This is a genomic window from Dactylosporangium vinaceum, assembly GCF_019904175.1.
In the GTDB taxonomy this organism is placed as follows: domain Bacteria; phylum Actinomycetota; class Actinomycetes; order Mycobacteriales; family Micromonosporaceae; genus Dactylosporangium; species Dactylosporangium vinaceum.
The window spans coordinates 9,515,794-9,527,120 of the sequence record NZ_CP061913.1; the positions used below are offsets into that span (position 1 = coordinate 9,515,794).

The following is an 11,327-nucleotide window of genomic DNA, read 5'->3' on the forward strand; positions in this document are numbered from 1 at the left end:
ACTGTCGGGACGCATGAGGCTGGATCCGGTTGGGCGTTGGCTGAAGCTGCCCCCCGCAGTGACCGCACGGGTCGCGGTGACGAAGGCGATCCCGGTCCGCATGCGCGACGGCGCCAACCTGCGCGCCGACCACTACGCGCCAACGCTCGACGCCCAGCTGCCGACGGTGCTCGTCCGCACCCCGTATGGCCGCGGCGCGCCGACGAGCATCCTCTGCCGGGCCGTCGCCCGGCGCGGCTTCCACGTGCTCATCCAGTCGTGCCGCGGCACCGCCGACTCGGGCGGCACGTTCGAGCCGCTGGCCCAGGAGCGCGAGGACGGCCTGGACACGCTCGACTGGCTGCGGGCCCAGCCGTGGTACGACGGGCGCCTGCTCACCTACGGCCCCAGCTACGTCGGCTTCGTCCAGTGGGCCCTGGCCGCCGAGGCCGGCGACGAGCTCAAGGCCATGGCCACCGTCGTCACCGCCTCCGACTTCGGCCCGCCGACCTACGCCGGCGGCGCATTCTCCCTCGACACCGTCCTCACCTGGTCCGCCCTGCTGGAGGCCCAGCGCGGCCCGCGCCTCGAAAACGCCGTCGAGCTCCTGCGCGGCCAGCCCCGCCTCCAGCGCGGCCTGGCCCGCGTCCCGATGGTCGAGGCCGACCGGGTGACGGTCGGCAACGAGATCGAGTTCTTCCAGCGCTGGCTGGCCGAGGCGGACCCGGCCAACCCGTACTGGACCCAGCGCGGCCACGCTCATCGCCTGCCGAACGTCACCGCTCCGGTCCTGATGATAGGCGGCTGGTACGACATCTTTCTGCCGTGGCAACTGGCCGACTACACAGCGCTACGAGCCGCGGGCCGGCATCCGCACCTGACCATCGGGCCGTGGCACCACGGCAGCGCCGGGCTGTTCCAGCAGTCGGCCGCCGAAGCCGTCGCCTGGTTCCGCGCCCACACCGGCGGGCCCGAACAGATCCGTGACCACCCGGTCCGCGTCCACGTCGGCGGGGCCGACGGCTGGCTGGAGCTGCGCGACTGGCCGCCGCCGAAGAGCCGGCTGCAGCGGTGGTACCTCGGGAAAGCCGCGACCCTCACCGCGGACGCCGCCGAGCTGCCGGCCCTTGACGAGGACGTCTGGCCGACGCCTGACGGGACGCCCGACCCCTCCCCGACCGCCGTCGGCGACCTCCTGGACTCCTTCATCTACGACCCCAAGGACCCGACTCCCGCGCTGGGCGGCCCGCGCCTGGTCGGCAAGGTCGCCGGCCGCCGCGACAACGGCCCCGTGGAGGCCCGCCCGGACGTCCTGACCTTCACGTCCGAGCCCCTCACCGCGCCGCTGTTCGTGGTCGGCCCGGTGACCGCGGCCATCACCGTCCGCGCGACGACCGCGGGCCGCGACGAGGACACGCCGGCCCCGCACTTCGACGTCTTCGTCCGCCTGTGCGAGGTGGACGAACAGGGCCGCTCCTGGAACATCTGCGACGGCCTGGCCCGAGCCCGCCCCGACCACACCCCGGGCACTCCCGTCCACGTAGACCTCTGGCCGACGGCCTACCGCTTCTCCCCCGGCCGCCGCGTACGCATCCAGATCAGCGGCGGCGCCCACCCCCGCTTCAGCCGCAACCCCGGCACCGGCGCACCCCTGGGCCACGAGCTCGAACTCCGCAAGGTCCGCCAGGAGATCCTCACCCCGTCCTTCGTGACCCTCCCCCTGGCCCCGTAACTCACCCACCAGCCGCCCGAACCCGCTCGCGAGTCGCCAAGCGCCGACGGCCCACCCGACCGGAAGACAGCCACGCACCACCGCCCACTCAGAGCCGGTGTTTGCATCAGCCCGACGAACACCGCGAAGAGCAGGCAACCCGGCCGGCCAACGGTTGCACCAGCGGTCAGGCCGCCGACGAAACGTCGCGCCAACCAACGGACGAGCCAGCAAGCCAGTGCGGGCCGATGAGCAGCCCGATCCCGCATCCGGCGCAGAGCGTTGGGCGGGGCGCAGCCCAGTCCGCGTCCGCGACAACCGACGGCCGATTCGATGGCGAGCAATCCGGCGACGAGCAGGTCGGGCGCCGGGCAAGGTCGGGTGGCGGGCAGGTCCGGCGATGAGCGGGTCGGCAGTGGGCGGGTTTGGCGGTGGGGGTAGGCAGGGTCAGGTTTGGATGGACGGGTGGTACTCGGCCTCGGTCAGGCCGAAGGTCCAGGCGACCCCCTCACGGGCGGTTCGGGTGGTCGGGGGGACGCGCAGCCAGTAGATGCGGCTCGTGCCGTCCGGTTCCGGGGTGCTGTTGACGACCTCGACCATGACCAGGGGTTCGTCGTCGGCGAAGTTGAGGCGCCACAGGGTGCCGGCCTCGTCCTGGTTGACGCGGCGGGCGCCGGCCTCGCGGAGGTAGCGGTCGTAGCCGTAGTGCTCCAGCATCACGCGGCGCAGTTCGGCGTTGCGTTCGTCGGCGATCTGGCGGTAGGTGAGCCGGCTCAAGCGCTCCACGAGGTCAGACGGGATGGGCATACCGCGCCAGGCGTGCATGGCGTATCCGTCGGTGTAGTGCAGCGCCGGGGCGTCGGCGGCGTGCAGGCGGCCGATGTTGTCGCGGTGCACGGCGTCGGGGCGGTCGGTCAGGATGGCGATGTTGGCATACGGCCACCACCAGCCGGCCGAGCGCGCCACCCCGGCCAGGCCCGCCAACCGCTGCACCGCGTGCAGCGCGGCCTCACCGATACCGGCGCCGTCCCCCGCTGTGGCCCAGACCGCCCCGACCGGGCCCGCACTGAACACCGGCTCCGGCTCATCCCCCGCGGCCGGACCACCGGCGGACGCCGAGGACCCCGCGGGCCCATCGGCCGCGGCACCGTCGGCACCGGCCTGAGCCGCCCGGGCCATCTGCGCCGCCCAGGCCGCCGCGCCCACCGGCCCGGCGCTGAACATCGACTCCGGCCCGGCCGAGCGCACCGACGAGGAGCCGTCCGACGGTGAGCCGGGAAACGCCGACCCGCCGACGTACGTGAACGAGCCCGAGGAAGGCGCCGGGCCGCCCTGCGGCGCGGTGGACGACCGGCCCGCGGTGGCGGTGCCGGAGGAAGGGCCCGCAGCGGTGGCGGGTGCCGGGGCGCCCGTCGGCAGTGGGGGCGCGGCGGAGGCGTCGAACGCGGCCAGCCAGCCGGCGTCGTGCTGGCCGCCGACCGCGTCCAGCAGGACCGCGCGGGCGTGCACCGGGAGCTCGCCGCGGAGGTGGGTGCGCAGTGGTGTGGCGATGCGGTCGTTGACCAGGCGCCACACATCGGCGCCGCACGCCGACCAGAGGGCGGCCCAGCCGTCGGGTCCCAGCAGGTCGTGGGCCTCGGCGCGGGCGGCAGCCCAGGGGTTGGTGCGGATCGCGGCGCGGACCGACGGGCCCGCGCTGCCGTGGACCGGTGGGCAGCCCTGCGCCCGCAGGTCGGCCTCGATCGCGGCGTCGGCCGGGTCGATCGGGGTGCCGGGGAGGCCGCGGCGGCCGGTGAGCAGGGCGGCGGCCCGGGCTCCGGCGCGCGGGGAGGCGAACCAGACGATGTGCCGGGGCGCGGGCAGCCCGGCCGAGCGGTACGCCAGCCGGACCGCATCGGCGGCGGCCTGGCGGTCGGCCGGGGCGGTCGACAGCCCCGCGGCGAGCCACTTGGCCGACACGGCGCCCTGTGCGGCCGCCCTGGACTCGGCGGTGGCCAGCTCCGTCGTCATCGCGCCGCCCTTCGATGCAGCGAACCGGCAGAACCGGGCGCCCGAGTCACGAACCGCAGGTCCACGGGTCGAGCGGTGGTCGCAGCCGCCGCTGTCCACGCTGCGGCAGAAGATGTGGTGGCAGGCATCAGTCGGCCACATACCGGTAGGCACCGGGCAGGTACTCCCGCTGGCGGACAATCCGGTATGAGCCCGCCGGAATCGTGATGGTGCCGTGCTCCTCGTGGACCACCCGCGCCCGTGTGATGATCTTCACAAACAGCCGGTCGACGTCGTCGCGGTCGGCTAGGAGGACGGTGTCCGGGCCGACGATCACATGGGCGTGTCCCGTCGCCTCGCCGCGGGCCAGCACCATGCGGCCCGCGCGGTCACGGGGTGCGGGAACAGCCGTTCCGGGCACTTCCCCGGCCGAAACGGGCACCAACAGAACGTCACCTTGCCGATACATGGAGCACTCCCATCGGACGGCGCGGACATGAGTGAGCGGCGAAAGAAACCCCGCCTCACCCTCGACGCCCCAGACCATAGACGGGGGGTACGACATTTTTTGCGCCCCCGCGGGGCCTGGCGTGACGGCCTGGTGGACAATGGTTGACGAGCAACAGGAGGGGAGTATTCCCCCGCGACGGTCGTCGTCAGCACGGTGCCCCACGCACGTGGGGGTCCACACCCGGCGCCGTCGGTCATCCGGCTACTGCGGGTGGCGGAAGAGACCTCCGGTGTCAACTACACAGCCCACGCGTCCCTCAGGGTCGGCGTGGCCTGTGGTGTGTCTACCGGAGGAAATACGTGGATGTTGCCGGCTGGATCTGGACCGCGACTCTCGTCGGGCTGGGCGCCATACTGCTGTTCGATCTCGCCATCGTCGCCCGCCGCCCTCATGAGCCGTCGATCAAAGAGTCGACCATCTGGGTCACGGTCTACGTCGGGCTCGCCCTGCTCTTCGGCCTGTTCGTGCTGGCCAATTGGGGTGGCGGCTACGCCGGTGAGTTCTACGCGGGCTGGCTGACGGAATACAGCCTGTCCGTCGACAACCTGTTCGTCTTCGTGATCATCCTGTCGCGCTTCAAGGTCCCGCGGCAGTACCAGCAGAAGGTCCTCCTGATCGGCATCGCCCTCGCGCTCGTCATGCGCGGCGGGTTCATCGCGGTGGGCTCGGCGGCGATCAGCCGGTTCTCCTGGGTGTTCTACATCTTTGCCGCATTCCTCGTATACACCGCGGTCAAGCTCGCCATGCAGGGCGAGACCGATGAGGGGGACTTCAAGGAGAACGCGCTGATCCGGTGGTCGCGGCGAGTGCTGCCGATGACCCCGCAGTATCAGGAGTCCCGGCTCACTGCGCGTGACGAGCGCGGCCGTCTGCACATGACCCCGATGATCGTGGTGCTGATCGCGATCGGCACGACGGATCTCATCTTCGCGCTCGATTCGATCCCGGCGATCTTCGGCCTGACCGCCGAGCCCTACCTGGTCTTCACGGCCAACGTGTTTGCGCTGATGGGACTGCGACAGCTGTACTTCCTGATCGGCGGACTGCTCGACCGGCTCGTCTATCTTTCCGTCGGCCTGGCCGTGGTGCTCGGGTTCATCGGTGTGAAGCTGTTCCTGGAGGCCCTCGCCGACAACAACCTGCCGTTCATCAACGGTGGCGAGCCCGTCGGGTGGGCGCCGCACATCGGCATCGAATTGTCACTCGCCGTCATCATCGGCACCCTGGCCATCACGACCGTCGCGTCTCTGGTCAAGTCGCGTCACGACGCGCGTGCAGCCATCGCACAAGCGGACAAAGCTCACAAAATTCCTTAAAGCCTCGCCGGGGCTCGCTTTACGCGTCAATCAGCGCGAACATGGGGTACCACGGCGGGGCAGGTGATGCATCTTGCATGAAATGACGCAGCGGGGCCAGCTCTCGGCTCCCGCGGTGCTGTGCCCGTTCACGCCGCGGATCTCGCCCCACGCCGACTCGGTGCAGCGCTGGTCGCTGCACTGGGCGACCCGGCACGGCCTGCTCGACCGGCCCGGGGCCCGCGCGACATTCGCGCGGGCCCGCTTCGCCAACCTCATGTGCCGGGCCCACCCGGACGCCGGCGAGCCGGAGCTGCGGCTGGCCACGGCCTGGCTGATCAGCATCTTCGTCCTCGACGACCTGCTGGAGCGGGCCCTCGTGCGCGACCCGGAGCCGGCCCGCGCGGCCGTCACCGAGGTCGTGCGGCTCCTGCGCGACCAGCAGCCGGAGCCGGTCTTCGGCACGGCGCTGGGCCGGCCCCTCGCGGGGGCGCTCGGTGAGGTCTGGAAGCGGACCGAGCCGCGGGTGAGCCCGCAGTGGCGGGAGCGCTTCGTCGGGCACGTCGCCGACTACCTGGCCGGCACGCTCTGGGAGGCCGGCAACCGGGCCGCGGACCGCCCGCCGCTGCTCGACGAATACCGCCGGATGCGCCACCACAGCGCGGCCACCGACATGTTCTTCGATCTCATCGAGCCGATGCACGGGTTCGAGCTGCCCACCGGCCTGCTCGACGATCCGGACTTCGCGACCGCGCGACGCACCGCCGGTACCGTCATCGGGATCTTCAATGATCTGATCTCGTGGCCCAAGGAGGCCGCGATCGGCGACCACCACAACATCGTCTTCTCGTTCCAGCGCGAGCACCGCCTGCACCTCGCGGAGGCGGTGTCGGCGGCGGTGGCCGAGCACGACGCGTGCGTGCTGGAGTTTCAGGTCGCCCGCGACCGGCTCGAGACCCGCTGGTGGAGCGACCCGACCTGTGCCACCGGCATCGGCGACCTCGTGCACTGGATTCGCGGCAACGTGGACTGGTCGATGGAGTCGGGCCGGTACACCCCGGCGGAGATACCGGCCCCACGCAGCGCCGGCGATTAGGACCGCGACACCGCGGCCCCAATCGGCGCCGGCCGACTACGAGTGCGCGCGCTTGCGGGCCACGCGCTCGCGGTCCTTCTGATCGAGCATGACCTTGCGGATGCGGATCGCCGCCGGCGTGATCTCCACGCACTCGTCCTCGCGGCAGAACTCCAGCGCCTGCTCCAGCGAGAGCTTCCGCGGCGGGATCAGCTTCTCCGTCTCGTCGGCGGCCGACGAGCGCATGTTGGTGAGCTTCTTCTCCTTGGTGATGTTGACGTCCATGTCGTCGGCGCGGGAGTTCTCGCCGACGATCATGCCCTCGTACACCTCGGTGGTCGGCTCCACGAACATCGAGCCGCGCTCCTGCAGGTTCATCATCGCGAACGGCGTCGCCACGCCCGAGCGGTCGGCGACGAGCGAGCCGGTGGCGCGGGTGCGCAGCTCGCCGTACCAGGGCTCGTAGGACTCGAAGACGTGGTGCAGGATGCCGGTGCCGCGGGTGTCGGTGAGGAACTCGGTCCGGAAGCCGATGAGCGCGCGCGCCGGGACCAGCCACTCCATGCGGATCCAGCCGGTGCCGTGGTTGACCATCTGCTCCATGCGCCCCTTGCGCGTGGCCAGCAGCTGCGTGATCGCCCCGAGGTACTCCTCCGGCGCATCGATCGTCAGCCGCTCGGTGGGCTCGTGGACCTTGCCGTTGATCTCGCGGGTCACGACCTGCGGCTTGCCGACCGTCAGCTCGTAGCCCTCGCGCCGCATCTGCTCCACGAGGATCGCCAGCGCCAGCTCACCGCGGCCCTGGACCTCCCAGGTGTCGGGACGCTCGGTCGGCAGGATGCGCAGCGACACGTTGCCGACGAGCTCGCGCTCCAGGCGGTCCTTGACCAGGCGGGCGGTGACCTTCGTGCCCTTCTGCTTGCCGGCCAGCGGCGACTGGTTGGTGCCGATGGTCATCGAGATGGCCGGCTCGTCGACAGTGATGCGCGGCAGCGCGATCGGGTTCTCGGCGTCGGCAAGCGTGTCGCCGATCATGATCTCGGCGATGCCGGCGACGGCGATGATGTCGCCCGGGCCGGCCTGCTCGGCGGGCTTGCGCTCCAGACCGTCGGTCATCAGCAGCTCGGAGATGCGCACGCTCTGCTGGGTGCCGCCCTCGCGGCACCAGGTCACCGTCTGCCCCTTGCGGATCGTGCCCTCGTGCACCCGGCACAGCGCGAGGCGGCCCAGGAACGGCGAGGCGTCCAGGTTCGTCACGTGCGCCTGCAGCGGGGCACCCTCGTGGTAGGCCGGCGCCGGGATCGTGTCCAGCAGCGTCCTGAACAGCGGCTGGAGGTTGTCGCTGTCCTCCGGCACGGTGCCGTCCTTGGGCTGCGCGAGCGTGGCGATGCCGTCGCGCGCACACGCGTACACAATGGGGAAGTCGATCTGCTCTTCGTCGGCGTCGAGGTCCAGGAAGAGCTCGTAGGTCTCGTCCACGACCTCCTTGATCCGGGCGTCGGGCCGGTCCACCTTGTTGATCACCAGGATGATCGGCAGGCGGGCCTTGAGCGCCTTGCGCAGCACGAACCGGGTCTGCGGGAGCGGGCCCTCGCTGGCGTCGACGAGCAGGATGACGCCGTCGACCATGGTCAGGCCGCGCTCGACCTCACCGCCGAAGTCGGCGTGGCCGGGCGTGTCGATGATGTTGATCGTGACCGGGTCGCCGTCCTGGGGGACGTAGCGCACCGCGGTGTTCTTGGCGAGAATGGTGATGCCCTTCTCGCGCTCGAGGTCCATCGAGTCCATGACCCGATCGGTGAGCTCGGCGCGGGCGTGGAACGCCCCGGACTGCCGCAACATCGCGTCGACGAGCGTGGTCTTGCCATGGTCGACGTGGGCGACGATAGCCACATTGCGGAGATCTGAGCGGGTCTGCATGACCCCTATTGTTCCAGGCCCTCGGGCAAACTTTTTCGGGGTCCCGCGCGTCTATGGTTTACCGCTAGCCTGGCGGCCACGGGGAGGTACAGGTGTCGATGAGCCATTACGACGATGACAGCACCGCCGAATTCGGGGCATATGACGCATATGACCAGGAGCCGCCGCGCCGGAGACGCAAGGGCGGCGTGATCCTGCTCAGCGCCGCCGTGGCGGTGGTGCTCCTGGGCTGCGGGATCATCGCGGCCCTGGCCAGGGGCAGTTTTGACGGCGGCAAGCCGGCCGCCCAGGAGCAGGCCGGAGACGGTTCGAGGCCCATTTCGGCGTACTCCGCGCCGCCCGCCACCTCCGAAGCGCCGGTCGCGGTGGTGGCTACCAGCTCGGCTCCGCCGACACCCACGAAGTCACCGTCGAAGACGGCCACGAAGGCGCCGACGAAGAAACCTTCACCGAAGGTTACGGAAACCGTCACCCCGCCGGCACCGCCGCACAACACCTGCACACCGGTGCGCGGGACCAACCAGCTGCCGAAAGAGACGGTCAAGGGCTACCTGGACGCGGCCGCGGCCAAGCACTTCTGGGGCAGCAAGACGGATCCGGACTACGAGCAGATCCAGGTCCCGACCCGCCTGCTCTACGCCGTCGCCGAGCAGGAGAGCGGCTGGCAGACCGACATCAAGGCGTGCGACGGTGGCCTGGGTGTGATGCAGGTCATGCCCGACACCATGAAGTTCGTCAACCAGCGGTTCGCGACAAGCTGGGACTACACCGTCCCCCAGCAGAACGTGATGTGCGGCGCCAACTACCTGGCCTGGCTCATCGCGTACTTCGGCCCCAAGGTCGGCACCTACGACATGACCGACCCGAAGCTGCTGGGCGCCGTCATCTCCGCCTACAACTGGGGCACGGGCGGCGTCGACTACGCGAACGGCGTCTACCCCAACCCGCAGTACGTCCAGAACGTCAAGGCCCTCATGACCGCCAGCCGCGCCGGCAACTACTGACCGGCGTCACGCCCGGTGCGGGAGGCCGGCGATCGGGTGACGAACCCGCGCCATCGCCGGCCTCGGATCACGAGTCCTCGGGGAACGTGGACGGGCCCACGTCGGTGTAGCGGCCGGTGTCGGCGTCCCACTCGAACTGGCGGCCCTCACTGCCCTCGGCGACCAGCTTGCCGAACTCCGGGTAGCGCTCGGTCAGGAACTCGAGGTCGGGCATGAGCAGCTCGCCCGCGTCGGCCAGCTGCTCGTCGGTCTCGTCGCCGACGAGGAGGTTCCAGCCGCTGGCCCGGCGCCCGTCCGGGGACGGCGGCAGCGTGGCGTCCTCCGGGTCGTGGTACACGTAACCGGGCACCAGTGACTCGTCCTCCATCAGGCGCCGCGACGTGAACGCGATCAAGTTACCCATGCCGACCAGTATGGCGGCTGAACCTTGGAGGTTTCCGGTGGCCACTGCCGCAACGGAGCACCGCGAGACCGCCGCCCACTTCACCGCGCTGGTGCGCGGCACGACCGACTGGTCAGCACCCGCGCCGGTCCCGGGGTGGGTGGCCCGCGACGTCGTGCGTCACCTGATCGAGTGGCTCACCGACTTCGTGCGGTCGGGCGCCGGCGTGACGCTCGCGGCCGGCCCGTCCGTCGACACCGACCCGGTCGGCGCGTGGGAGGCGCACGCGGCCGCGGTCCAGGCGCTGCTGGACGACCCGGAATCGGCCGGCGTGATGTTCACCAACCCGCACACGGGCTCGATGCCGCTGCCCGACGCGATCGCGATGTTCTACACCTCCGACGTGTTTCTCCACACCTGGGACCTGGCCCGGGCGACCGGGCAGGACGAGCGGCTCGACGGGCAGCGGTGCGCGGCGATGCTGGAAGGGATGCTGCCGATGGACGCGCTGCTGCGCACCAGCGGCCAGTACGGCCCGCGCGTCGAGGTCCCCGACGACGCCGACCCGCAGACGAAGCTCCTGGCGTTCATCGGCCGCGATCCGCGCTGAACGCGTGCGGGATCCGCTCCAGGATTCCGCCGGCGAACACGTCGTAGAGCGGCAGCGTCTCCAGGTGGACGTACCCGATGTGGCAGTCGCACACCCCGTTCGGGCACGGCCGCGGCCCGCGCCGGGCCTGCCATGAGCCGTCGTAGAGGTTGCCGAGCGGCTCCGGCACGAAGTGGCAGCGCCTGACGGTCCCGTCGCCCAGCACCGAGATCGCGTCGGCGCCGGTCCGGCAGGCCGCTCCCAGCGAGCGGTGCGGCCTCACGCTGTAGCCGAACAGCGGGTCGACAGCGGTCCAGGCGGCCTCCTCCGCGGCCGAGTACGTATGCCCCTCGGCGGCGTTCACCCAGCAGTACACCTGCGGATCCAGGCGTTGCCGCAGCTCCAGGGCGGCGGCGTGGTGCTCGGGCAGCCCGACGATCCCGACGGAGTGGCGCAGACCGTGCCGGCTCAGGGTGGTGCAGGCGGCGAGGAAGCGCTCGATCGTCGTCTGGCCCGGGTGGAACGTGCACCAGAACGCGAGCTTCGAGGGGTCCGCGGCGCCGAGCCACCCGTCGAGGCGGGCGGCGAGGTTCGTCTGGATCGCCACCCGGCCGACGTGCTCCAGGCGGGACAGCTCGACGAGCGCGGTCCGGTACCAGCTCCGCGTGAGCCCCTCCCCCCACGGCGTGAACAGGACCTCGACCGGCTCGTCGGCGGCGCGGACCCAGGCCGTGAACCGCTCGAGCGCGGCCCGATCCGCCCGCAGCCGCTCCGGCGGGTCCCGGCGCTTGGCGAACGGGCAGTACGGGCAGTCGTAGTTGCAGCTGGCCAGTGGCCCCCGGTACAGGATCCGCAGGGTCGTCATCGCGGCA

The 11,327-nt window shown here is 71.2% G+C and carries 10 protein-coding genes; 5 read left to right on the forward strand and 5 right to left on the reverse strand.

The window, feature by feature from the left end:
* The first annotated feature begins 13 nt into the window (after positions 1-13).
* Entirely contained in the window at positions 14-1,711 is a 1,698-nt protein-coding gene (locus Dvina_RS42535) for a CocE/NonD family hydrolase (RefSeq protein ID WP_223096191.1), read from the forward strand.
* A 426-nt stretch (positions 1,712-2,137) separates the two neighbouring features.
* On the opposite strand, the gene Dvina_RS42540 is transcribed toward Dvina_RS42535, so the two are convergent.
* Together Dvina_RS42540 and Dvina_RS42545 are read right to left on the reverse strand one after the other, a co-directional pair.
* Positions 2,138-3,700: a DUF6745 domain-containing protein gene (locus tag Dvina_RS42540; RefSeq protein WP_223096193.1), complete on the reverse strand. Its 1,563-nt coding sequence runs from the start codon at positions 3,698-3,700 to the stop codon at positions 2,138-2,140.
* A gap of 127 nt (positions 3,701-3,827) precedes the next feature.
* On the reverse strand, positions 3,828-4,226 hold the full coding sequence (locus tag Dvina_RS42545) for a hypothetical protein (RefSeq protein WP_246655681.1): 399 nt from the start codon (positions 4,224-4,226) through the stop codon (positions 3,828-3,830).
* A gap of 263 nt (positions 4,227-4,489) precedes the next feature.
* On the opposite strand from Dvina_RS42545, the gene Dvina_RS42550 reads away from it, so the two are divergent.
* Positions 4,490-5,506: a TerC family protein gene (locus Dvina_RS42550; protein ID WP_223096195.1), complete on the forward strand. Its 1,017-nt coding sequence runs from the start codon at positions 4,490-4,492 to the stop codon at positions 5,504-5,506.
* 82 nt (positions 5,507-5,588) lie between these two features.
* On the forward strand, positions 5,589-6,581 hold the full coding sequence (locus tag Dvina_RS42555) for a terpene synthase family protein (RefSeq protein ID WP_223096197.1): 993 nt from the start codon (positions 5,589-5,591) through the stop codon (positions 6,579-6,581).
* A gap of 36 nt (positions 6,582-6,617) precedes the next feature.
* Here Dvina_RS42555 and typA read toward each other — a convergent pair whose 3' ends face one another.
* Complete coding sequence (gene typA / locus Dvina_RS42560; protein WP_223096199.1) at positions 6,618-8,480, reverse strand: translational GTPase TypA; 1,863 nt, start codon at positions 8,478-8,480, stop codon at positions 6,618-6,620.
* 98 nt (positions 8,481-8,578) lie between these two features.
* Here typA and Dvina_RS42565 point away from each other — a divergent pair, with 98 nt between their 5' ends.
* Positions 8,579-9,484, forward strand: coding sequence for a lytic transglycosylase domain-containing protein (locus Dvina_RS42565; RefSeq protein WP_246656659.1), 906 nt, complete (start codon positions 8,579-8,581; stop codon positions 9,482-9,484).
* Between the two features lie 67 nt (positions 9,485-9,551).
* On the opposite strand, the gene Dvina_RS42570 is transcribed toward Dvina_RS42565, so the two are convergent.
* Positions 9,552-9,887 carry a hypothetical protein gene (locus Dvina_RS42570; RefSeq protein ID WP_223096204.1) on the reverse strand — a complete coding sequence of 112 codons (336 nt, stop codon included), beginning with the start codon at positions 9,885-9,887 and terminating at the stop codon, positions 9,552-9,554.
* Between the two features lie 37 nt (positions 9,888-9,924).
* Here Dvina_RS42570 and Dvina_RS42575 point away from each other — a divergent pair, with 37 nt between their 5' ends.
* The gene (locus Dvina_RS42575; protein WP_246655682.1) at positions 9,925-10,476 is read left to right on the forward strand and encodes a TIGR03086 family metal-binding protein; all 552 of its coding nucleotides are present in this window, start codon (positions 9,925-9,927) and stop codon (positions 10,474-10,476) included.
* On the opposite strand, the gene Dvina_RS42580 is transcribed toward Dvina_RS42575, so the two are convergent.
* Entirely contained in the window at positions 10,454-11,320 is an 867-nt protein-coding gene (locus tag Dvina_RS42580; RefSeq protein ID WP_223096208.1) for an STM4011 family radical SAM protein, read from the reverse strand. The genes Dvina_RS42575 and Dvina_RS42580 overlap by 23 nt on opposite strands.
* Positions 11,321-11,327 lie beyond the last annotated feature (7 nt).

Bases quoted from the DNA above. Each gene is read 5' to 3' on its own strand.
- Dvina_RS42570 (WP_223096204.1), bottom strand. From the start codon at position 9,887: ATGGGTAACTTGATCGCGTTCACGTCGCGGCGCCTGATGGAGGACGAG.
- typA (WP_223096199.1), bottom strand. From the start codon at position 8,480: ATGCAGACCCGCTCAGATCTCCGCAATGTGGCTATCGTCGCCCACGTC.
- Dvina_RS42535 (WP_223096191.1), top strand. From the start codon at position 14: ATGAGGCTGGATCCGGTTGGGCGTTGGCTGAAGCTGCCCCCCGCAGTG.
- Dvina_RS42540 (WP_223096193.1), bottom strand. From the start codon at position 3,700: ATGACGACGGAGCTGGCCACCGCCGAGTCCAGGGCGGCCGCACAGGGC.
- Dvina_RS42565 (WP_246656659.1), top strand. From the start codon at position 8,579: ATGAGCCATTACGACGATGACAGCACCGCCGAATTCGGGGCATATGAC.
- Dvina_RS42555 (WP_223096197.1), top strand. From the start codon at position 5,589: ATGACGCAGCGGGGCCAGCTCTCGGCTCCCGCGGTGCTGTGCCCGTTC.
- Dvina_RS42580 (WP_223096208.1), bottom strand. From the start codon at position 11,320: ATGACGACCCTGCGGATCCTGTACCGGGGGCCACTGGCCAGCTGCAAC.
- Dvina_RS42545 (WP_246655681.1), bottom strand. From the start codon at position 4,226: ATGGTCTGGGGCGTCGAGGGTGAGGCGGGGTTTCTTTCGCCGCTCACT.